The sequence below is a fragment of the Herbaspirillum autotrophicum genome (genome assembly GCF_001189915.1).
Taxonomy (GTDB): domain Bacteria; phylum Pseudomonadota; class Gammaproteobacteria; order Burkholderiales; family Burkholderiaceae_D; genus Herbaspirillum; species Herbaspirillum autotrophicum.
Genome location: NZ_LFLS01000018.1, coordinates 58,682 through 79,901, shown reverse-complemented (window position 1 = coordinate 79,901; position 21,220 = coordinate 58,682). Strand labels below are relative to the sequence as shown.

Sequence of the window (21,220 nt, the reverse complement as noted above, 5' to 3'; positions counted from 1 at the left end):
CATGCATAACGCCGACCGGCGTGTTGTCTGTTCAAGGAGTCGACGCCGTGGTCAGGGCGGTGCCAATGGCGGCAAAAATCGCAATCAGCTGGGTGCGAATCGTGGTCAGGCCCGCAATGATGGCGATTGCCACCATGCCGGCGATCAGGCCGTATTCGATTGCGGATGCGCCTGCTTCATCATTGAGAAATTTGATTACTGCTGCTTTCATAATGCTCTCCTGATTAAAAAAACGACGGGTACGACTGCTTCAACTTCGCTGCTTGCTACACTGCTGGTTGATCAAAAACACTTCAAAAAAAACACCGCAAAAAACCGTGCTGCGAATCTCAGTCGAACTGATACGAATACGTCAGATTGACGCGGGGCGAACGACTGCTGGCATTGAATGGCACATTCCCGACCGGCTGCGCGACTGACAGATCCAGTACGTAGTAACGCTGGTCGCTGAGCCGCACGCCCAGACCGAGCGACGCCAGCTGGTCATGGGTCAGCGGGCCGGCGTTGCTGTAGGCGCGCGAGCTGTCTGCCATGACATACGGTTGCAGACGTTTCAGATAGGTGGTGTCGAGCGTGAAGGCATGGTTCAGTTCCAGCGCCACGCCCCAGCCCTTGTCGCCGGCGATTTCGCCGGCCGGATAGGCCAGCCCGAACATGCTGGCGCCAAATCCGATTTGTTCCGAGGTCGCCAGGATATTGCTGCTGTACTGGCCGATGCCCGACAGCCTGATGCCGAAACCGGCCGGCAATTGCAGGGCGTAGGAAAACTGTGAACGCAGGCGCACGAAGTCGAGATCGACATTACTGTTGCTGACGCTGGCGCCGGCAGTATTGAAACCCTTGAAGATGCCGCCGCTGAGCTGGGTGGTCGATTTGTCACCGGCCTTGATCCACGATGCTTCGAGACTCAGGACCCGGACGTTGGAACGCACTTCCAGCACCGGATTGAGCGCCGGCACGGTGCGGTCGTAGCGGTTGCTGTTTTCGGCCGCGTAGACGCCGCCGCTCAGCGTCAGGTTTTCGCGATTGTTCAGAATCAGCGGATAGCTCAGATTGGCACCGACGCGCTGGGTCTTGGTGTGATAGCTGGACGCGAATTGCAGCGGAACCAGATCGGCATTGTCCGGATTGCTTTTGTAGCTCGACAGATTCAGTTGCGCCAGCCAGCCATCCTGTCCGATCGGCTGGGCGTAGTTGGCGGCGTAATATTGTTCGCCGCTGCTGCCGGTCGGTACCAGTGCGCTGACCGAAATCTGCTCGCCGAGTCCGATCAGACCATTTTCAGTCACGCCGGCGATGACCCGCAGGCGCGAGGTTGCGGTATCCAGACTGAGCGCCGCAGTGACCGGCATGCGCTTTACCTCCAATGTCATTTCGGTGGCGCCGTCCGTGGTGGTGGGCGGTTGTACCGTGGCGGCAATCCGCATGCCGGGTTGCAGGCCGAGAATGCCGGTGACGCGTTCGAAAGTCGCCTGGCGCAGTGGGCGGTCGCTTTTGAGTTGTTCCGCAACCTTGCGCAGCCGCTCTTCGGAAGCGCCGGGATTGCCGTTGATGCGAACCTGATCAACGTAGCCTTCGACGACATTGACGATCACGACATTGTCGGCAAACGATTGCACCGGTACGAAGGCGAACGACAAGGGGTAGCCTGCGGCCTGATACATGCGGGTCACCTGTTCTGCCGCTTGCAGTATCTCGGCAATCGTCACTTCACGATTGGCCAGCGGCGTGAACTGCGCCGCAATGCTTTCGAACGGCAAGGCCTTGACGCCGGCGATCTGGAAACTTGCGGGGACGATGCGCTTGGCCAGCAATTGTTGCAGCGCCGGCGATACTTCCGGTTGCTTGATATCGACCGTCACCGGTTGCGGCGGAATCTGATTGAGCTTGGGCAGCGTATCGAGCGGGTTGCCCTGGCCGGGCCCTTCCGCCGCACATATTGCGGGCATCCAGGCCAGCGCTTGCAATGCGCTGGCAAGTGCAACGACGGCGGTGCTGTTCGCGGCTCTTGGCATAGGTCCCCTGTTCAATGCGCGGTGATTTTCCGGAGAGATGACACTTCTCGTATTTGCGGATCACCGATTCGAAATAAGATGCTGCACGACAGCCCTTTCAGCAAATTCCATACCACCCGGCAACCCCGGGTAACCGGCCGTCAATTTTTTTGCGTAACAGGAGCGCTCCCGGGAGGCAGATTTGCGGCTTGCCGCCATCGCTTTTTTTTGCGGCGTTGATGTAACGTAACGACGGGAACAAAAGCTTGGCGTTGTGATATTGATGGTTTGTAAATCGCGCTAACGTTTCATCTGCTGCGTTACTGATCACCAGTGTTTTTTTATTTTCAGGATTTTTTTTTCGCCATTTTTTTTGGCGCGAGCGGTGGCCGAATGAGAAAAATGTGGACGATTTCGTCCACTGTCATGGCGCGAAATGGACGAAACGGGGTGTCTCGCGTCGCGGCAGCGACGGCAAAAAGAAGGACGGGAGAGTGACTTTGCGGGGCGCCGGATCGCCGCGTGGCGACGATCCGGTCAGGTAAAAATCAGGCTTTGCTGTAGCAAAGACGGCTGGGTCGCACCTTCATCCGCACCAGCGAAACCAGGAAACTGAACCCGGCCTGATTCGGATCAATCACCGGCACATAGGTTTGCAATGCCTCTTCCAGTAACGCCGATACCTTGGCGGCGACGCCGACAAAGCCGGTACAACCGAGCAGCAGCGATTGCGCGCCATCGTTGCGGATCGCTTCCAGTGCCGCCTGAAACGCCTTGCCGATCACGATATCGAGGTTGTCCAGTTGATCGACCGGACAATCGATGGCCTTGATGGAAGCAAAGCTGTCTTGCAAACCATAGGTCAGCACATGCTCTCTTTGCATCGCCAGCGTACTTTGCAGCACCGTGATGATGGAGAAGCGCCCGCTCAGCGCCAGCGCGCTGAAGGCAGAGGTTGGAAAGCCACCGATGATCGGTATGTCGATCACTTCCCGGGCGGCTTCCACCCCGCACATGTCGAAATCGCTGAGCCAGATGCCGTGAAATCCTTCCTGTTCCAGCGCTTTGGCGAGTTCCACCACGGGATAACCGTTTTGCAACCAGTCGGCCCGGTTTTCGATGCAGTTGTGGCCTTGCGTGATATTTCGTACTTCGACTTCCACATCGGGCGGAATTACCGGCGCGATGGATTCCAGCAGGCGGGCGTTGAAGGCGTCGGTGGCGACCGGCGCCAGGACGCAGATACGAATAGCTGTCATTGACAAATTCCTTGAGGATTTATTGGTTGGCGGACGCGGTCAGCGGTACATAGGGGCCGAGGTAGCCCATGCTGACCAGCAGGCTCATGAAACTGCTCAGAATCAGGCCGCGTTGCAATGCCGGATCGGCCAGGATGCCGATCAAGGTCACGGTGTGATCGAGCAGGGCCGGATTGAGCGAGCCATCTGCCAGCACCAGATCGCCATTGGAAAAGATTGACTGGCCTTCGCCCTCAACAAAGTAAGCAATGCTGTCGGGGGCCATGCAAACCGGTTGCGGCTGGTCGCTGACCCAGGTCAGCAGTGATTCGTTCTGGTACAACACGGTACAAATCGTGTCGCCGGCCTGCAGGCGTACCTTGCCGAGATCGAAGCCGGTACTGGTATCGAGTTCTGCCGAGATGAACCTGGCCGGCCCGAAAATGCGCCGCGCCGGCAATGTGAAGCGGGCCGACAGAAAATCCAGCAACTGTCCGGCGTTGGCGATGTTGCCCATCTGCAATGCCCGGCCCAGCGTCAGTGCCCGGGTCAGCGTACCGCGAATTGGCAAGGCGCTCTGCAATCTGGCGGGTTCCATGATCCAGATCGCGAGGCCGCCAAACTGGCCGAAATCGGATTCGGCCACGATCGGGCGCAGCATCTGATCGATGATGGCCGATACATCTTGCTGGTGCGAGGAGCAGCCATTGGCGTCGCCGCGCGGTTTGACGTCGAGTTCGACGCACAGTCCGCTTTGGCTGACCAGAAAGGTCGGACGCGGATTGACGCCGTCGGCGGCATAGGTCAATTGCGGCAGCGACGGCACCGCACGTCCGGCGCCGTCGGCATCGATCACCGCCAGATCCAGTTTGGCCGCCACCAGGCATGCCACCAGAAAACCGAGTGCCCCGCTTTCCGGCGGTACCACATACGCCAGCTTGCGTCCGCTGGCCGCCAGTCGCTGCTGTACCTGCTGCACGGCTGCTACCGGACCTTCCGGATAGGTCGCGCCGTTGATCGCGGCGGGTGAACCGAGATAGGCGACCATCACGGTATCCCCGGCATCGACTTCATCGACGCCGACGACCCGGACCCGGTCACTCGGGTAATAATCGCCGCGCTTGAAATGCGAGGCCAGACTGCGCGCCGAGGTCAGGGTCCCGCCGCCCCCGCTGCCAAAAAAACATCCCCCCAGCAATAAAGACTCTACATCGGCAGTAGTTAGCTCAAATGCCATACTTTTCTCCTTTGTCAGATTTCAGTGATGCCCGGAAAAACTTCCAGCGCATGCCGGATGTCCCATGCCCGGATCAGGGTCGGGAACGGTGTGTCTGTTTCTACCTCGCGCAGCGCGGTTTTCATGATGTCGAGCGCTTCCGGTTGGCGGCCGGAATCCCGCAGCAGATGTGCCAGGCAAGTGGCGGCTTCAATGCGTGGCGGTACCGAGCCGAGTACTTGCGCGGTTGACAAGGCGTTGCGCAAGCCGCCTTCGGCGCCGCTCAGATCCCCCATGGCTTGCCGGGCTCTGGCCTTGGCGATCTGCAGTTCGACCAGATAAGCGCGCTCGTTGGATTGGATCGCAATGTCCAGCGCTTCGGATACCAGCGCATCGGACTCCGCGGCACGGCCGGTGAGCAGCAACAGTTCGCCGCGCTTGCGGGCCTGGAAGGAATGGAACAGTTTGCCGCCGTCGCGCAGCATGTAGTTTTCATAGCCGTCGTGCATATGATGCTCGGCCTCCTCGAACGCATCCTGGAACACCAGATGCTGACCGATGAAGAATTTGCCGATGCCCTGATAGAAGGCATAGCCATGAATGCGCGCGATGGATTCCAGCATGGTGGCCAGCGGCCCCAGTTGCGCGGCATCTTCGAACAGGCACGCCAGCCATGCGGCGCCTTGCAGCGAAATAACGCGATTGAAGGTCAGTGCAGCTTCCCGCTCCCCGCGCAGACGCAGCTTTTCCATCGTGGTCCGGGCGCGCCGGAAGGAACCGGTCTGAAACAGCGTCAGGCCTTCCAGTGTCATGGCCAGGCCGACGATATCGAAGCCTTGCGCGCCGATTCGTTCGTCACCGTTCTCGGGTAACAGGTCGCCGCGCTGCAGGCAGGCCAGCACTTCTTCATTGTCACCCAGCCAGAACAGGGTGTTGGCCATCGCCAGGTGCGCTTCGCCGATGGCGTTGGGATTGCCGCCGGCCTGCGAACGCTGCAACATTTCCTGCGCCGTGGCGCGCGCCTTGCCCAGTTGCAGTGACATCAACTGCGCAGTCCAGAAGCCGAACAGCAACGATCCGAGGTCCACCAGATCGCCCAGTTGATAACCGAGCTTGAGTGCGGTTTCGTAAGAATGCATGGCATGGACGTCGAGCCAGCCATGGATGCTGCGGTAGCTGACGCCGCGCAACCGGTGCAATTCAAAGTGCAGCAACCGGTATTCGTCCTGATCGGCAACGCTGACCAGCGTTTCCAGCGCCCGCTCCAAAATCGGAATCGCTTCGCTGAATGCCGATTGTTCGACCAGGCTGCGGGCCTGGTTCAGATCGCGTTGGGCCAGCGTGAGCTTGTCTTCGCGCACGGCGTGACGCCGCTCGACACTTTTGCGGCCGACTCCGAGCAGGTTGGCGGCGGCGCTCTTGTTGCCACCGCATAATTGCATGGCGCGGTCGATCAGGAGCCGTTCTGCCGCTTCCAGCTTGTTGCCGCCCTTGAGCTTGAGCAGCTCGTCGGCCAATGTTTCCAGGGAGAAAGCCGGCAGGGATGGCGCCAGAAATGCCGTCAGTACATCAGTGGTGATGCGCGGGGTGTCCGACAGCACCGCCAGCCGGTCGATCAGGCTGCGCAGTTCTCTGACATTCCCGGGCCACGCATGCTGGCACAAATACTCCATCGCTTCGGCGGTAAAGCTGATCTGGCGCGCCTGCAGGGAAACGAAATGCGATACCAGCGCCGGGATATCTTCCTTGCGCTGGTCCAGACCGGGAATATCGAGCACGAAGTTGGCCAGCCGGTAGTACAGGTCTTCGCGAAACGTGTTGCCGGCGACCAGCGCCTGCAGATCGCGATGGGTGGCAGCGACGATGCGGCCCCTGAAATGGCGTACCTCGGTGGAGCCGACCGGGCGAAAGGTGCGCATTTCGAGCACGCGCAGCAGTTTTGGCTGCAATGACAGCGGTAGTTCACCGATCTCGTCGAGGAACAGGGTGCCGGCGCCGGCCAGTTCGAAATAGCCGACCCGGTTGGCTACCGCGCCGGTAAACGCGCCCTTGGTGTGGCCGAAGAACTCGGCCTCGATCAGATGCTCCGGGATGGAGCCGCAATTGATATCGATGAAAGGGGTATCCGGATTGCTGCTGAGGCGGTGGATAAGACGGGCAATAACCTCTTTGCCGGCGCCGGTGGGGCCGCATATCAAGACGGCCCGGTTGGTCGGCGCCACAAGGTCAACGATGCGCAGCAGGCTCTTGAAATTAGGGGCGGTTCCGATGACTGGCGGTTCGCTCATAGGATTTTTAACCGTGTTGATCTTTTGTCGTCGATAACTTCAGCTCTTGATCAGAGTCGGCATTGTGGTTCCGGGATCGGGTTATGCATATCGCTGAGGCGGCTCATTGATTTTGCCGGTATACCAGATGAGCAGTAAGGAGACGCGCATAGCAGCAATTTTTCTAAAAATGGCAGGCATGGCCAGAGACTTGAATTTGCTCTTTTTCGATTCTTTATTCGATCTGTTTATGCAAACATATCCAGTGAATTTGATCTGTTGTACCTCATTTTCAGCATTATTGCATCATGGAAATAGGAGGCAATTTCGGAAGTGTTATTGCTATCCGTTGCCTGTCTTGGTTTTGGCGGCCTTTACGCAATATTGACAGAGTGTTGTGCGGTTGCGGTTTGCGCCGCTGCCGGATACCATCAATTGCTGGCCGGCACCATTTTTTCGTGTGAAAATGGCGTCCGGAAAGCGCAAGAAGTGGCAATCGGTCGTGGTTGGATTTCGAAAAAAACAGCCAGGAAAAGTGAAAAGAACAGCTGTGAGAAGGTCTGAAACCGGATCCGCAAGCAGATCTGCAAGGTGTCCGAAAAACGGTTTCAAAAACGGGGTAAGGGATCCAGTTATGTTGACAGTTGTGGTGCCACGGTGATCGGCCGTTGTGTCGGTGTCTTGCTGCTGGTCATGTGCAGCCTGCGGGCGGTCGCGGCCAGCCCCGACTGTTCGCGTACTTTCACGCTGGCATTGCATGACCACGGCCTGCTGTACTCGGCCGACACCGATTCCGGGATCGACAAGGATTTCGCCGAGGAACTGATTCGCCGCAGCGGTTGCAAGGTCGGGGTCAGTCTCATGTCGCGCGCCCGCATCTGGCAACTGATCGAATCGGGCGCGCTCGATTTCAGCCTGTCGGGCATTGCCAGTCCGGAACGCAATCGCTTCGCGTCTTTCGCGTGGTACTTCAGCAATAAATACTATTTACTGGTGCGCAAGGATGCCGGCATGCAGCAGTTGGCCGATTTCGAGAACAGCGAACGCTTTCAGCTCGGTGTGATCCGCAGTTTTCGCTACAGCACCTCGGCCAATCGCCTGGTAGACCGTCTGGCTGCGGCCAACCGGGTCAGTCAGGCCGGCGGTCTGGCGCCCCTGTATCAGGCGCTGACGCTGGGCCGCATCCAGGGCATGATCATGGAACCGTTCGATTACCCGGCAGTGGAGCAGCGGGAAATCCGCGACGTGACGTCGATTATCGAATTCCCGGATCCGCCGGTGCCACATGGTTTGATCATGTCGAAGAAGGCATTGTCGGTCGCCGAACAGGAAAAATGGCGGGCGCTGGTCAATGAGATGCGGGCCGACGGTACGGTGCGTCGCATTTTCAGTAAATATTTCTCTCCCAAACTGGCCGCCACGCTGGTCGATTTTCAGGTCAATCCGTGAGCCGAAGCCGCCTTTTCATATTGCCGCTGCTGATTCTGGTCGCCGGACTCAGCATTACCTGGACCGCCTGGGAGCATGAGCGGCAGGTGGTGCGCAACGAAACCAAATCGCAGTTTGACTTTGCGCTGCGCGAAGCGGCCGGCCGGGTTGAGCAACGCATGGCCGCCTACGAGCAGATGTTGCGCGGGGTGCAGGGATTGTTTGCCGCGACCGGCGAGGTCAGCCGCAAAAACTTTCGTGACTATGTCGCCGCGCTCAACTTCGACGCCAATTTTTCGGGCATCCAGGCCATCGGCATCGACGAGTGGGTGCCGGCAGCGCGCAAGGATGCGCATATTGCCGCCATGCGCCAGCAGGGCTTTCCGGATTACAGCATCATGCCGGACGGCGCGCGCGAGGATTACGCGCCGATTGTGCAGCGCGAGCCGTATATCGGTCGCAATCGCAGTCCGTTCGGGTTTGACCACTGGTCCGAGCCGACCCGCCGCAAGGCCATGGAAAAAGCCCGCGATTCGGGCATGCCGACCGTGTCCGGCAAGGTGGAACTGAAGCTGACCGGCGACATGAACTCCTATCCGAGTTTCATCATGTATCTGCCGATTTATGCCGACGGTCTGCCGCAAGCGACCATCGATGAACGCCGCAGCAATCTGATCGGCTGGGTGCATGCCTCGTTCCGCATGCATGACGTGATTGCCAGTTTGTATGGCGATCAGCCGTTCGGCCTGGCGTTCGCCATTTACGACGGCGTCGAACCGACGCCGGCAGCATTGCTGTACCAATCCGTGATCCCCGACCTGCGGCGCAATGAAGACGCCATTACCGGCACCGAGTATCTGGTGGTAGGCGGCCATAACTGGACCTTGTCGATGCGCACGATGGATGCGTTCGATGCGCATTTCAGGCGCAATGCGGAAAGCCTGATCGCCGTGACCGGTATCGGTCTGAGTTTGTTGCTGGCACTGCTGGCCTGGGCCATGATTTCGAGCCGCAGTCGTGCCGTCAGCCTGGCCGCAGAGATGACCAAGGAGCTGCGCCAGAGCGAAGAACAATTCCGCGCCATCGCCGACTGCACCGTGAACTGGGAAGTCTGGTGGGGGCCGGATGGCAAGCCGCGCTGGATCAATCCTTCGGTCAAGGACTACACCGGTTATACGGTCGAAGAGTGCTTGTCGATGCCGGATCTGGCGCGCACCCTGATTTATGCCGACGACTTGCGCCGCATCGGCCCCAAACTGATGCGCGGCTTGCAGGGCGAACGCGGCGATGATCTGGAATTCCGGTGTGTACGCAAGGATGGTTCCCTGTTCTGGTTGTCGGTGTCATGGGTGCCGATTACGGATAACAATGGCATCTTCGCCGGTTTCCGCACCAGCGGCCGTGACATTACCGAACGCAAGCAGGTAGAGGCCGAGCTGCGCATTGCCGCGGTCGGTTTTGATTCGCTGGAAGGCATGATGGTGACGGATGCCGACTGCAATATCCTGCGCGTCAACCGTGCCTACACCACGATTACCGGCTATACCGCAGAGGAAGTCGTGGGGCAGGCGCCGCACCTGTTCAAGTCGGAACGCCACGGACCGAATTTCTTCCGCGACATGTGGGATATCATCCGGCGCGACGGCGGATGGCAGGGCGAAATATGGGACCGGCGCAAGAATGGCGAGGTGTATCCGATCTGGCTGACGATCTCGGCCGTCAAGAATGATGAGGGCGTGGTCGTCAATTACGTCGGCACCCATCACGACATCACGGATCGCAAGATCGCTGAGGAAAAGATCAAGGAACTGGCCTTCTTCGATGCCCTGACGCGTCTGCCGAACCGGACCTTGCTGCTGGATCGCCTGAAGCAGGCGATTGCGGTCAGCACCAGAAACCGCAGTTGCAGCGCCTTGCTGTTCATCGATATTGATCAGTTCAAGACGCTCAACGATACCCTCGGACATGACAAGGGCGATCTGTTGCTGAAACAAGTGGCGTTGCGACTGGCCGCCAGCGTGCGTGCCAACGATACCGTGGCGCGGGTGGGCGGCGATGAATTCGTGGTGGTGCTGGAAAGCCTGCATCGCGATCCGCAGGAAGCGGCAAGTCAGACCCGCACGGTCGGCGAAAAGATTCTGGCGGTGCTGGGCAATACCTATCAATTGGACGATATCGAATACCGTACCACTGCCAGTATCGGCGCCACGGTATTCAGCGGGCGACAGGCATCCATCGATGAATTGTTGAAGCAGGCTGATCTCGCCATGTACAAGTCGAAGGAAAGCGGCCGCAATGCCCTGCGTTTCTTCGATCCTGCGATGCAGGCGGTGGTGCTGGAACGGGTAGCGCTGGAAGCCGGCTTGCGCAAGGCAATCGAAGACCGGGAACTGTTGCTGCACTATCAGGCGCAGGTGCTCGACGACGGCCGCGTGACCGGGGCCGAAGTGCTGGTGCGCTGGCAACATCCGGAGCGCGGCATGGTATCGCCGGCGGCATTCATTCCGCTGGCCGAAGAAACCGGTCTGATTCTGCCGTTGGGTTGCTGGGTACTGGAAACCGCCTGTGCGCAACTGGCCAACTGGGCGCGACGGCCAGAGACCGCGCATCTGACGATTGCCGTCAATGTCAGCGCGCAGCAATTCCGGGAAGCCGATTTCGTCGATACGGTGCTGGATATCATCCGTAAAACCGGCGCCAATCCGGAACGTCTGAAGCTGGAACTGACAGAAAGCATGCTGGTGGACAACGTCGAAGACATCATCAGCAAGATGCATGCGCTCAAGGCGTGCGGCGTGGTCTTTTCACTGGATGATTTTGGCATCGGCTATTCATCACTGTCCTATCTCAAGCGTTTGCCGCTTGACCAGTTGAAAATTGACCAGTCATTCGTGCGCGACGTGTTGATCGATCCCAATGATGCATCGATTGCGACCACGATTGTCGCGCTGGCGCAAAGCCTGGGACTGGGGGTGATTGCGGAGGGTGTCGAAACCGCCGCGCAGCGTGACTTCCTGGCGGCGGCAGGCTGCCATGCCTATCAGGGATATTTTTTCTGTCGTCCGGTACCGCTGGCCGGCTTCGAGGAATTTGCCGCGCGCTTTGATCCGCAGATTGAAGCCGAGTTGGCGCAATAACGCAGTGGTTGTCAAAAGAAAATAATTCCACCGATGGCTGACAGCGCCATCCGGGCCGGTTCAACACGATTCGTCCGCAATGCCAGCCGCGTGATCATGGTCACTGGCCGGCTGCGCCTGCAGGATGGTGTGTCAACGACAAATCAAAAATACAGAGATGGCAAGGCGCGCAGCATCCATCAGCAATCCATGCGACCAGGTTAGCCGCAGCACCGGAGCCGGCAACCGCATCGCATCTCGGAATGTCTGCATTTTCCTGATCATTTTTCAACGTTCGTGTCTGGTCGCGATTCGATATTTTGAGACTTTTCTTGTGTACGACGATTTTCCAAATCGACACAATGATGCGCATTCGTCGGTGCATGACGCAACAGCGCAACTGGGGGATTCATGTCTTTCGCAAGCAAGAATATGTTGAAGTCGGTATTTTTTCTGGGCATGGCGACGGGCGGCGGGATTGCGCATGCCAGCGGCATGTTGCCGGAAACTTCGGTGGTGATCGTCAATGAAGCCGATGGCGAAGCCAGCATGAACGTGAAGAACACCGATGCCACGCCGACCTTGCTCTACACCTCCTTGCAGAACCTGCCGGAAGACAGGGAAAGCTTGCTGGTGGTGACACCACCGGTGGCGCGGGTGGATCCGGATGAGACCCAGCTCGTGCGTTTCATTCTGCAAACCAAAGAGCCGCTCAAGACCCAGCGCCTGAAACGGGTGACGTTTGAAGGCATACCGCAAAAATCGGCAGAAGGCGGCGTCAAGGTCACCATGAATGTGCGGCAAAACCTGCCGGTCATCATCCATCCGAAAGGCCTGGAAATGAATCGCGAGCCATGGAAATTGCTGACATGGTCGTTGCAGGACGGCAAACTGACCGTCAAAAATGACAGTCCTTATGTCGTGCGTCTGGCACAAGCGGTGGCGCTGCTGCCGAATCATGTCGATGTCGATCTGGGCCGGACCTATCTGTTGCCGGGCGAGCACATCGTCGCTGAAGCGAAATTGTCAGGCTCCGCAGTGCCGGTCACGGTCAGGCTGTCACCGGCCACCGTCTATGGTTTTTCGGTAGACAGTTTTGATGCGCCGTTGAATGCGGTCAAACGCTGAGTCCCTGGTTGTCCTGAGACGCCGGGGGAACATCGATGACAACGCCGCCGCAGTGCCGCTGCGTGCGCTCGGCGTGGCTGCAGCAATGCATGTTGCTGTCGTCGGTGCTGGCGGGTGGCTTGTGTTCGTCGTTGCAGGCGGCCGAGCCGGCAGCCGCTCCGGTATCTGCACCGGCATCGCCATTTGAAAAAAAAGCGGCTGCCGATTTCGATCTCGATATCTTGAAAGAGCGCGGCATCGACCCCCAGATTGCCGAATATTTCCGCGAAGCGCCACGGTTCCGACCGGGCCTCAGCACGGTTTCGCTGTTGGTCAATGGTCAGCGGCGCGGCCGGTTGGATGTGCGTTTCAACGATAAAGGCGAATTGTGTTTCGATAAGGATCTGCTGGACCAAGGCGGCTTGCGGATTCCAGAGCAGACGCTCGCTGCGGAGCAGTCCGGCAAAAAAGATGGCGCGGCGCAAAAAGCGGCGGCACCGCCGCTGTGTTACGACTACAAGAGCGCGTATCCGCAAACCGTGATTGAACTGCGGCCGGGCAAGGAAGAAATCGGATTGCTGGTGCCGACCGCCGCGTTGCGTCCTGCCGAACATGATTTTTCCGGTTTCAGCAGCGGCGGCAAGGCAATCATTCTGAACTACGATGTGCTGGGCCTGAACAACCGTTACAGCGGTGGCTCCGGTCGCTTCATCAGCGCCAATGCCGAACTAGGTTTCAATCTGGATGACTGGATCGTGCGGACCCGGGAAGTGTATTCGGCCCAGGATGGCAAATCGCAGCGTCAGCATTTGTTTGCTTACGGACAGCGGACGCTGGTCGACTACAAAACGATTGTTCAGGCTGGTCAGATCAATATCGCCAATTCGGCATTCGGTGGCGCCATCACCGGCATGCAATGGATGCCCGAATCTGCGTTGCAGAACAGCGATAAAAACAATGTGATGGTGGAAGGCATTGCGCAGTCGCAGGCGCGCGTGGAAGTACGTCAGAGCGGCGCACTGATTTACTCCACCGCAGTGCCGGGCGGGCCGTTTGCGTTGACGGATTTGCCGTTGCTCAGCGGCGTCAGCGATCTGGAGGTGAGCGTGACCGAAGCCAACGGTGCTCAGCGCCGTTTCACGGTGCCGGCGGCATCGCTGCATAACGGCTTGCTGGGCAGCCAGCGCGGTTATTCGCTGGCAGTCGGAAAATTGCGCAGTCTCGGCAACAGTAATGCACGCCAGCCATGGATCGTGACCGGCAGCGGTGGCTGGCGGCTGGGTAAGGACAGCAATCTGAGTGCCGGCATCATGAGTGCAGCCTCTTATCAGGCTGTCAGTTGGGGCATGGACACGCGGGTACTGTCCAATACCAGTCTCAGCGTGCAACAACGTCTCTCCAATGCCATGCGTGAAGGTGCGCGCGGCACGCAATTGAGTTTGTCGGGGAGCAGCATTTTGGACGCCGGCCTGTTTGCCGGCGCATCGGCCATGCTGCAGACGCCGGGTTATCGCGATCCCGGCGACACCACGCTGGATGTGCGCAATCGCACCGAGTGGAGCAATGCCCGCTACCGTGCACAGTACACGGCCTCGCTGGGATGGTCGGATGTCAGGTTCGGCGGCCTCAACGTTTCCTGGTCGCGCTCGACACAATTCAGTGGCGCCGGCACCCAGCGCATGATCGGTTCGTGGGGGAATACGTTTGGCTTCGGTACGCTGTCATTGAACGTCGAACATGCAATGGGCGGTGGCAGCGGCACTGCCGGTGCCAATACGTTTTATCTGACACTGAGCGTGCCGCTGGGCAAACGCAGCGTGCGGTCGTATGTCAACAATGGCAGTGGCAGCGCCAGGTTTGGCGCCTCGCTCAATGAACAAGTGAACGACTATGCGGGTTATTCGGTGTCCGCCGATCGCAGCACGCAAACCAGGGAAACCGATTGGTCGGGGCAACTCTCGATATTGCCGCGCTACGCCCAAACCAACTTCGGCTATGCCCGCAGCGGCAACGGCAGCACTTCCTATAGCGGCGGGGTGCGCGGCGGCATCGTTCTGCATCAGCAGGGACTGACCTTGTCGCCTTACCCGGTGCAAGATACTTTTGGCGTGCTATCCGTGGGCAATGTCGCGGGCGTCAAGGTCAGTACGCCAAACGGTCCGGTCTGGACCGATCCCTGGGGCCAGGCGGTGATTTCGCAATTGCCGCCCTACCTCAGCAGCCGGGTCGAGATTGCCACCAAGAGTCTGCCGCGCAACGTCGATATCAAGAACGGATTCAAGATCGTTGATGCCGGACGCGGATCGGTCAATTTCATCCATTTCGATGTGGTCACCGTGCGTCGCATTTTGCTGAATGCGACGCTGACGGATGGCAGAGAGGTGCCCAAAGGCGCGTTTGTGCTGGATGCAGACAAGCAATTCATCACTACCGTGGTCGATGGCGGACAGATATTCCTGATCAATGGCGTGCCGGATTCCGAACTGCATGTCAGTCTGGAAGACGGCAAGTCATGCACCCTGTATTTCGCGATCCCGGCCAACCCCAATCCGGATATGTTTTTCGAGGCGGCAGATGCGGTTTGCTGGCCATCCCTGCAGGTACACAGTAAAGATATGAAAAAACATGACTCATGAATCAGCCGCTTGCATGGCGGGACGACTGCGTCCTGCAAGACCCCAGCGCCGGCTGCAACGCGCGGGCCGGATGATGTGCGGCGTGCTGACCGCAATGGTGTGGCAGGGCATGGCGCTGGCGGCCGGTAATTGTCAGTTGCAGATCAGTAACCGGACCATCGATTATGGCCAGATGACGCGCGCCGAATTGTTGGAACGCCAGGCATCACCCTCCACCTTTTCGCTCGGCAAGCAAAGCATGACCTTGACCGCAACCTGTCGCCAGCCGGCATTGATCACGCTGTTTTTTCGCGGCGCAGCAGCCGATGGTGCCAGCTACCGGTTTGGCAATGGCGGCAGCTTCACGCTGCAATTGTCGGGCGCGCAACTGGATGGCAAGGCGGTAAATCTGGGCAAGGTGAAAGTGGCCGGGCAACAGCCCGAAATCATGAGTGCGGCGATGGCATTGTTGCCGAACGACGGCGCGGTGCCGGTGAGCGATGAGAGACCGGTCAAGGGCAGCAATTTTTCCATGAACGTGGAAATCGAAGCCTTGGTTTCTGCTGCCGGCAGCCGGGTTGCAGACCAGACGCTCTGGCGTGGCAATGGCAGTTTTGAGTTGATCGAACACTGACATCGTCGTTGCGGCGCAGGTGGTTGCCTGCCGTCAAAGGTAAGACAACTCCAGCGTCGCCGCACCATCGAGCTGAATTTCCTGCGACAACGACAACGCCTCCGGCCGGTTGAGGTAAGGATGCACGTTCACCGTTCCTGCAATATTCCTGAACGCCGAGGGGGCGGCGCTGTGACGCGCGCCCCAGGAAAACGTGCGGCCTTTGGCAACCGCCCCGTTGCTCGCCTGTTGCCAGGTGACGCCACCATCGGCGGAGGACAGCAATTGTGCCTGCTGATAATCGCCGGTATAGGAATGCGGGTCCAGCGTAATGGCATAACCGCCGATGTTCTTGCCGGCGGCAATGCCCAGGCCAAAATTGAAATGGTCGTTGAGCATGCTGTTGCCGGAGCCGGCGGCAACGATGCCGGCCACGATCGAATCGCGTCGGTTGTCGATGATGCGCAGCCCCAGTTTGACACCGGCGTCACAGCTTATCGTCAGTGTCAGAGATTTCGGCGACAGTGGCGTGATGCTGCGGGGTGTGAGAATGCTGGCCGGCATGGCGCCGTAGTCGGCGACACCATTGCCGGACAAGGTCGGGGTGCAGGCCACCGGTGTGATGGTGGCGATGACTTCCATGTCTGCCTTGGTAGCGGCCCGGGCCGGGATGGCGAGGCAGAATCCGAATGTGCACGCCGCCAGCAGTCTGGGAAAGCGGATCGGAAGAGACGGTTGCAAATGCGTTGAATGTTTCACGATGACTCCGGTGCTTTTCCATTCAAAGATAATTCAGCTCGAACGTAGCCGAGCCATCAGATGAGTGCGGCGCTGCCGCCGTGCCGCCGACGACTGGCTGGATATGGAATGTGGTGTGCGTCTCCAGTACCCGCCCCGGCATATTCCGGGCCGCCATCCCCCACGTGTAATAAGCGTCCTTGCGCAGCGCATGGTAATCGGTTGCGGCCCAGCTTGCGGCGTGGTTGTCCGCTGTCGATTCGAGCAGCGGCATGCTGTCACGATGGTGTGGCCCGAGCGAGATGAGATAGCCGCCGGCGTGTGCTCCGGCCGCGTCTTTTATCCCGAACTGGTATTGGTTGGGCGCAGCGGCATCGGCGACGGCCAGCAGGTGAGTCGGAAAGTGATGGATGCGGTTGTCGACCAGCTTGATGGTCAGACGGGTCGAGTGCACGCAGGATACCGACAGCGTGAGTGACTTTTTGTCGAGAATGGTGAATTCGCCCTGACGCTGGTCAGCCTCGGACAGGGCCTCGTATTGCACCACGCCGGCATTGGAAAATGTCGGCGTGCAGGCATCGGGGAGGATCGTGCCGACGACTCTCAGTTCGGCCGTTCCGGCGGCGCTGCAGAGAGTCGGTAACAGAAACAGCAAGTTCATACTGAACTTCGTTCTCGTCATCATTCCCCCATCGGAATCGGTATTTTTGTCAGGACAAAAAGTGCGGGTGCAATCGTGATGCCGGGATTGCCGAATTCATTGTAAAGGGGATTCGGAATTTGAAAAGTGGCAGAAGAGAATAAATTTCATCCGGGTACGGGCGTGCCGAACGCCGGCCAATGAGCGACGCAAAGAGTCGTCAGGAGGCTTGCATCCGGCAATGCCGCGACAGGTTTATTGCGAGGTTTTGATATCCGTGTTCCACGTCATGCCGATCCGTTGCAGCATGGCTTGATTGCGGGTTGATAAGTGGCCGATCTGCAATTGCTTGCCGGCTTTTTTATAACGCTCCGCCAGACTTTCCAGCGCCGCGATGGCGGAATGATCGGCCAGGTGCAGATGACGGCAATCGAGAAAGACCAGCGCCGGATCCTGTACCGGTTCAAACAAGTCGAGGAAGCGGGTGGTAGCGGCAAAGAACAAGGTGCCATGCGGAATATAGGTTTTGCGGCCGGGATGACTGAGATCGACTTCCGTGCGGATTTCCAGCGCATGCTGCCAGGCGAAATTGAGCGCGGCGATAACGATACCGCACAGCACCGCCACGGCGAGGTCGGTAAAGACGGTAATCACGGTGACGGCGATGATCACCAGGGCGTCGTGGCGCGGTACTTTTCCCAATACCCGCAGCGAACCCCAGGCGAAGGTTTGCTGCGCCACCACCAGCATCACGCCGGCCAGCGCCGCCAGCGGAATGCGTTCGATCCATGGCGACAGGAACAGAATGAACAGCAGAATCATGATGCCGCTGGTGATGCCGGACAGCCGCGACCTGCCGCCGGAACTGAGATTGATCATGGTTTGACCGATCATGGCGCAACCGCCCATACCGCCAAACAAACCTGAAACCACATTGGCCGCGCCCAGCGCCAGACATTCCCGATTGGGTTGTCCTTGCGTTTCAGTGATCTCGTCGGTGAGGTTGAAGGTCAGCAAGGTTTCCAGCAAACCGACAAGCGCCATCAGTATCGCGTAGGGAAAGATGATTCGCAGGGTTTCCATGTTGAGCGGGATGTGCGGCAGTTGCAGTTGCGGCAGGCCGCCGGCGATGTGGGCCATGTCGCCCAGCGAGCGGGTCGGCAAATGCAGCAGTTGCGTGAGCAAGCCGACGCCGGCAATCGCGACCAGTGCCGGTGGCACTGCTTTGGTCAGACGCGGCAGCAACCAGACGATCAGCATGGTCAGCCCGACCAGCGCGCACATCACCAGCAGTGCCGTGCCTTGCAACCATTGCTGACCGTGCGCGGTGGTTTGTTTGAAGTGTTCCAGTTGTGCCATCGCGATCACGATTGCCAGGCCGTTGACGAATCCAAGCATGACCGGATGCGGCACCATGCGAATCAGTTTGCCAAGTCGCAATGCGCCGAACAGGAGCATCAGCACGCCGCTCAGTATCACGGTTGCCAGCAGATACTGGACGCCGTGCTGCACTACCAGTGCGACGATGACGACGGCCATCGAACCGGCAGCGCCGGAAATCATGCCGGGCCGGCCGCCGAACAAGGCAGTGATGGTGCAGATGATGAAGGCGCCATAGAGTCCCATCAGCGGATTCAATTGGGCCACCAAGGCAAACGCGATGCATTCCGGCACCAGCGCAAAAGAGGAGGTGAGACCCGCCAATACATTGCTGCGGATGTCCGCAATTGGCTGGCGTTGAGGAACAGGATGCATTTTTTATCTGTCGTCTGACGCGTGCAACCTTAGCTGTAGCGGCAAGTTGACGCGGCATGCCGGGGCACGCGGCGGCAACACATGGTCCGGACAGACAGGGCGGTGCAGGCGAGGGAATAAGGGGATGCCGACCGGCAAATGCCGGTCGCAGCAGGCCGACATTTTACAACATCAGGCACCGGACCCCGGTGGCCGCCGCGGTCTGCGGCGGGCGTCGCTACAGATACACCACTTCCAGCGTGACCGAACCATCCAGCGGCACGCTGTGCGACAGCGGCAAATTTTCCGGCTTGTTCAGATAAGGTTCGACCGCGATGACACCCTGCACGGTACGGAAGGCGGCAGGTGTGTTGGTACCGCTGGCGGCCCATGACAGAATCCGGTCTTTACCGAGCATGCCGTCGCCGGTGCTGCTCCAGTTGCCGCCGTTGGCTGAAAAGATCTGCATCACCGGCATGCTGTCAGCCATGACCGTGGCTTGCGGAATGAACAGCCGGTAGCCGCCGACATTGCTGTTGGCCACACTGCCAAGCCCATAGACCAACGCATCGGGAACGCCGGCACCGGCGACGCCGCTCACGACCGAGGCCGAGCGGTTATCGATGGTCTTGAGCGCCATGTTGGCGGCGGCATCGCATACGATCGTGAATGACATTTCCTTGCGTGGCAGTCTGGTGTAACTGCCGCGCACCAGCGAACCGGCGGCGATGGTCCCGTAGTCGGCCACGCCGTCGGCGCCGAGACTGGGAGTACAGGCAGTCGGCCGGATGCTGCCGATGATTTTGAGTTCGACCATATTGCCGGCGCAGGCCGGCACGCTGGTCAGTGCGGCGGCAGCCAGAATCGTCAGGGTAATCGGCTTTTTCATCGTTGCTCTCTGCGCGCGACGTGCTCAGGTCTGCATGCCGTTGCACCAAAGGGTTTGTGTGAGAAATCGGTACTGTCATTGTCGTGGTCTGCGATTGACAGGGCTGTAAGAAAATTCTCAAAAGCCGCCGGTAGTGGAGGGACTGACGAGAACAGATGTGACCTGCAGATGATAATAGTGCCGGGTATCAATGCCGGTCGAACGACGCTCGCACAAGTACGGATGACGGCTTGCGGACCGGCGCATACAAGAGGCGCTGACATTTCCGACAGTGCTTGCCTACGCACGATAGAGAAGGACGCCGCTAACGATGCCGGTGCGAGATCACTACACTGGGTTCCGTCGCATCAATTCAGGTGCGCATCAACGCAAGGAGAAATTCATGTCTAGTGAAAATACCCGCGGTGGCAACCACGATCAACAGGTCAAAGCCGGTCAGCAAAGTCACAAGAACGCAAGCTCCGGTTCGTCCACACCACAACAGTCGGCGGGTGCCCGCAGTGGCAGCCATGAACAACCAGTCAAGGCCGGCCAGCAAAGCCACAAGAATACGAAGTAAGCAAGCCGTCACCACACCGGCACAGGGAATTGCTCCCTGACACAACGACACCGCCTCCCGGGCGGTGTCTTGCGTTTACGCCTGCCCCGATGCATGCCTCACGTCGGGCGCCGACGCATGACGGGCATTGCGATCATCACCGCTTGATGTTCAGGGCCATGGCATCGGCGTGACTTGCTCATAGTCGGCGTGCGCCGGCGGATTGCTGCCTTGCTGTCCAAGATGCAATCTGGCGCCCAGCAGCAATTGCAGTTCGCGGTCGGTCGCAATGAAGTCGGCGGCCGTCAGCGGTTGCGCGGTATTCGGCCAGTGTTCTACTGCCCAGCGCCGCAAATCGCGATAACGCTGCCGGAGTTCGTCAGCGTATTGCTGGCGTGCTTGTTGTTCATTGGCGTGAGCATCCATACGAAGCCTTATAGAGCGGAAGCAGAAAAAGTGGCGGCGCCATGTGGCAGCGGCTGGGCATAGTGTATGCCGCTCCGCCTCACGGCGTGGTCGGACGAATGCTGATTACGGCGTAGGAACAGCGCCGCCCGCGGTCGCTTCTCCGCTGTTGGCGAGGAAGCGGGACGAATCCGGCCGGAAGAAAGTTGTTGAACCGGCATCGCATATCGGGACGTCCGGTAGCGGCTTCGGTCAGGCTGGCATTGGTGGTGCCGGGTTCCGGCCCGGTCAAGGAACAGGCAGAACGGGAAGGACTCGACCGGATTTTCCGCGATGCTGGTTTCAGTTGGCGCGAGCCGGGTTGCTCGATGCATCTGGCGATGAATGATGACCGCTATGGCCTGTTGCCGGTGGCGCTCGGTGATGCGGCAATCGGCTACCTGTTCCGCAAAGCGGAGCAAGTGCCGGGTTATTGTCTGCATGTCGATCTGCAACAGCAAACCATCAGCGATGACGACGGCTGGCGTCAGGAGTTTGCGATCTCAGCGTTCACCAAAACCTGTTTGCTGGAAGGTTGGGACGACATCGGGCTGACGCTGGCGCACAGCGTGGAAATCAAGGCCTTCGAACAACGTCGTTTCGCACAACGGCCATGGTTGAAATCCGCGATCCGCATGTGATG

The 21,220-nt window shown here is 59.1% G+C and carries 18 protein-coding genes; 7 read left to right on the top strand and 11 right to left on the bottom strand.

Going from position 1 to position 21,220, the window contains the following annotated elements:
• Positions 1-31: 31 nt before the first annotated feature.
• The 5 genes from AKL27_RS15150 to AKL27_RS15130 all read right to left on the bottom strand — a co-directional run bounded on the left by AKL27_RS15150 (position 32) and on the right by AKL27_RS15130 (position 6,736).
• The gene (locus AKL27_RS15150; protein WP_050463685.1) at positions 32-211 is read right to left on the bottom strand and encodes a Flp family type IVb pilin; all 180 of its coding nucleotides are present in this window, start codon (positions 209-211) and stop codon (positions 32-34) included.
• A 118-nt stretch (positions 212-329) separates the two neighbouring features.
• A complete protein-coding gene (locus tag AKL27_RS15145; protein ID WP_050463684.1) occupies positions 330-2,015 on the bottom strand; it encodes a ShlB/FhaC/HecB family hemolysin secretion/activation protein in 1,686 nt (561 codons plus the stop codon).
• A 527-nt stretch (positions 2,016-2,542) separates the two neighbouring features.
• Positions 2,543-3,253 (bottom strand): aspartate/glutamate racemase family protein, encoded by a 711-nt coding sequence (locus AKL27_RS15140; RefSeq protein ID WP_050463683.1) that lies wholly within the window; start codon positions 3,251-3,253, stop codon positions 2,543-2,545.
• Positions 3,254-3,272: 19 nt separating this feature from the next.
• On the bottom strand, positions 3,273-4,469 hold the full coding sequence (locus AKL27_RS15135; RefSeq protein ID WP_050463682.1) for a DUF917 domain-containing protein: 1,197 nt from the start codon (positions 4,467-4,469) through the stop codon (positions 3,273-3,275).
• A gap of 14 nt (positions 4,470-4,483) precedes the next feature.
• A complete protein-coding gene (locus AKL27_RS15130) occupies positions 4,484-6,736 on the bottom strand; it encodes a sigma-54-dependent transcriptional regulator (protein ID WP_050463681.1) in 2,253 nt (750 codons plus the stop codon).
• Between the two features lie 672 nt (positions 6,737-7,408).
• Between AKL27_RS15130 and AKL27_RS15125 the strand changes: the two genes are divergently transcribed.
• Positions 7,409-8,164, top strand: a complete 756-nt coding sequence (locus AKL27_RS15125) for a substrate-binding periplasmic protein (protein WP_050463731.1) — start codon at positions 7,409-7,411, stop codon at positions 8,162-8,164.
• Complete coding sequence (locus AKL27_RS15120) at positions 8,161-11,280, top strand: bifunctional diguanylate cyclase/phosphodiesterase (RefSeq protein WP_050463680.1); 3,120 nt, start codon at positions 8,161-8,163, stop codon at positions 11,278-11,280. Before AKL27_RS15125 ends, AKL27_RS15120 begins: the two co-directional genes overlap by 4 nt.
• Positions 11,281-11,380: 100 nt before the next feature.
• Here the strand turns inward: AKL27_RS15120 and AKL27_RS27775 are convergent, their stop codons facing one another.
• A complete protein-coding gene (locus tag AKL27_RS27775; protein WP_157056938.1) occupies positions 11,381-11,632 on the bottom strand; it encodes a hypothetical protein in 252 nt (83 codons plus the stop codon).
• A 38-nt stretch (positions 11,633-11,670) separates the two neighbouring features.
• Between AKL27_RS27775 and AKL27_RS15115 the strand changes: the two genes are divergently transcribed.
• Genes AKL27_RS15115 through AKL27_RS15105 form a run of 3 tightly spaced genes read left to right on the top strand, consistent with a single transcriptional unit; the run spans position 11,671 to position 15,615 of the window.
• On the top strand, positions 11,671-12,387 hold the full coding sequence (locus tag AKL27_RS15115; RefSeq protein ID WP_083439071.1) for a fimbria/pilus chaperone family protein: 717 nt from the start codon (positions 11,671-11,673) through the stop codon (positions 12,385-12,387).
• A 35-nt stretch (positions 12,388-12,422) separates the two neighbouring features.
• Positions 12,423-15,002 (top strand): fimbria/pilus outer membrane usher protein, encoded by a 2,580-nt coding sequence (locus AKL27_RS15110; protein ID WP_232311001.1) that lies wholly within the window; start codon positions 12,423-12,425, stop codon positions 15,000-15,002.
• The gene (locus AKL27_RS15105; RefSeq protein ID WP_157056937.1) at positions 14,992-15,615 is read left to right on the top strand and encodes a DUF1120 domain-containing protein; all 624 of its coding nucleotides are present in this window, start codon (positions 14,992-14,994) and stop codon (positions 15,613-15,615) included. The genes AKL27_RS15110 and AKL27_RS15105 overlap by 11 nt, the downstream gene beginning before the upstream one ends.
• A gap of 33 nt (positions 15,616-15,648) precedes the next feature.
• On the opposite strand, the gene AKL27_RS15100 is transcribed toward AKL27_RS15105, so the two are convergent.
• The 4 genes from AKL27_RS15100 to AKL27_RS15085 all read right to left on the bottom strand — a co-directional run bounded on the left by AKL27_RS15100 (position 15,649) and on the right by AKL27_RS15085 (position 19,595).
• Positions 15,649-16,353, bottom strand: coding sequence for a DUF1120 domain-containing protein (locus tag AKL27_RS15100; RefSeq protein WP_157056936.1), 705 nt, complete (start codon positions 16,351-16,353; stop codon positions 15,649-15,651).
• A gap of 22 nt (positions 16,354-16,375) precedes the next feature.
• Positions 16,376-16,993 carry a DUF1120 domain-containing protein gene (locus AKL27_RS15095; protein WP_050463677.1) on the bottom strand — a complete coding sequence of 206 codons (618 nt, stop codon included), beginning with the start codon at positions 16,991-16,993 and terminating at the stop codon, positions 16,376-16,378.
• Positions 16,994-17,227: 234 nt separating this feature from the next.
• Positions 17,228-18,727, bottom strand: coding sequence for a SulP family inorganic anion transporter (locus tag AKL27_RS15090; RefSeq protein ID WP_050463676.1), 1,500 nt, complete (start codon positions 18,725-18,727; stop codon positions 17,228-17,230).
• A 217-nt stretch (positions 18,728-18,944) separates the two neighbouring features.
• The gene (locus AKL27_RS15085) at positions 18,945-19,595 is read right to left on the bottom strand and encodes a DUF1120 domain-containing protein (protein WP_050463675.1); all 651 of its coding nucleotides are present in this window, start codon (positions 19,593-19,595) and stop codon (positions 18,945-18,947) included.
• 382 nt (positions 19,596-19,977) lie between these two features.
• Between AKL27_RS15085 and AKL27_RS28165 the strand changes: the two genes are divergently transcribed.
• Entirely contained in the window at positions 19,978-20,154 is a 177-nt protein-coding gene (locus tag AKL27_RS28165; RefSeq protein WP_198155980.1) for a hypothetical protein, read from the top strand.
• A 150-nt stretch (positions 20,155-20,304) separates the two neighbouring features.
• On the opposite strand, the gene AKL27_RS15080 is transcribed toward AKL27_RS28165, so the two are convergent.
• Positions 20,305-20,559: a hypothetical protein gene (locus AKL27_RS15080; RefSeq protein ID WP_050463674.1), complete on the bottom strand. Its 255-nt coding sequence runs from the start codon at positions 20,557-20,559 to the stop codon at positions 20,305-20,307.
• A 188-nt stretch (positions 20,560-20,747) separates the two neighbouring features.
• Here AKL27_RS15080 and AKL27_RS28455 point away from each other — a divergent pair, with 188 nt between their 5' ends.
• On the top strand, positions 20,748-21,218 hold the full coding sequence (locus tag AKL27_RS28455; protein WP_232311000.1) for an aconitase family protein: 471 nt from the start codon (positions 20,748-20,750) through the stop codon (positions 21,216-21,218).
• Positions 21,219-21,220: the final 2 nt, after the last annotated feature.

Bases quoted from the DNA above. Each gene is read 5' to 3' on its own strand.
- AKL27_RS15150 (WP_050463685.1), bottom strand. From the start codon at position 211: ATGAAAGCAGCAGTAATCAAATTTCTCAATGATGAAGCAGGCGCATCC.
- AKL27_RS15145 (WP_050463684.1), bottom strand. From the start codon at position 2,015: ATGCCAAGAGCCGCGAACAGCACCGCCGTCGTTGCACTTGCCAGCGCA.
- AKL27_RS15140 (WP_050463683.1), bottom strand. From the start codon at position 3,253: ATGACAGCTATTCGTATCTGCGTCCTGGCGCCGGTCGCCACCGACGCC.
- AKL27_RS15135 (WP_050463682.1), bottom strand. From the start codon at position 4,469: ATGGCATTTGAGCTAACTACTGCCGATGTAGAGTCTTTATTGCTGGGG.
- AKL27_RS15130 (WP_050463681.1), bottom strand. From the start codon at position 6,736: ATGAGCGAACCGCCAGTCATCGGAACCGCCCCTAATTTCAAGAGCCTG.
- AKL27_RS15125 (WP_050463731.1), top strand. From the start codon at position 7,409: ATGTGCAGCCTGCGGGCGGTCGCGGCCAGCCCCGACTGTTCGCGTACT.
- AKL27_RS27775 (WP_157056938.1), bottom strand. From the start codon at position 11,632: ATGCGCATCATTGTGTCGATTTGGAAAATCGTCGTACACAAGAAAAGT.
- AKL27_RS15115 (WP_083439071.1), top strand. From the start codon at position 11,671: ATGTCTTTCGCAAGCAAGAATATGTTGAAGTCGGTATTTTTTCTGGGC.
- AKL27_RS15110 (WP_232311001.1), top strand. From the start codon at position 12,423: ATGACAACGCCGCCGCAGTGCCGCTGCGTGCGCTCGGCGTGGCTGCAG.
- AKL27_RS15105 (WP_157056937.1), top strand. From the start codon at position 14,992: ATGACTCATGAATCAGCCGCTTGCATGGCGGGACGACTGCGTCCTGCA.
- AKL27_RS15095 (WP_050463677.1), bottom strand. From the start codon at position 16,993: ATGAACTTGCTGTTTCTGTTACCGACTCTCTGCAGCGCCGCCGGAACG.
- AKL27_RS15090 (WP_050463676.1), bottom strand. From the start codon at position 18,727: ATGCATCCTGTTCCTCAACGCCAGCCAATTGCGGACATCCGCAGCAAT.
- AKL27_RS15085 (WP_050463675.1), bottom strand. From the start codon at position 19,595: ATGAAAAAGCCGATTACCCTGACGATTCTGGCTGCCGCCGCACTGACC.
- AKL27_RS28165 (WP_198155980.1), top strand. From the start codon at position 19,978: ATGTCTAGTGAAAATACCCGCGGTGGCAACCACGATCAACAGGTCAAA.
- AKL27_RS15080 (WP_050463674.1), bottom strand. From the start codon at position 20,559: ATGGATGCTCACGCCAATGAACAACAAGCACGCCAGCAATACGCTGAC.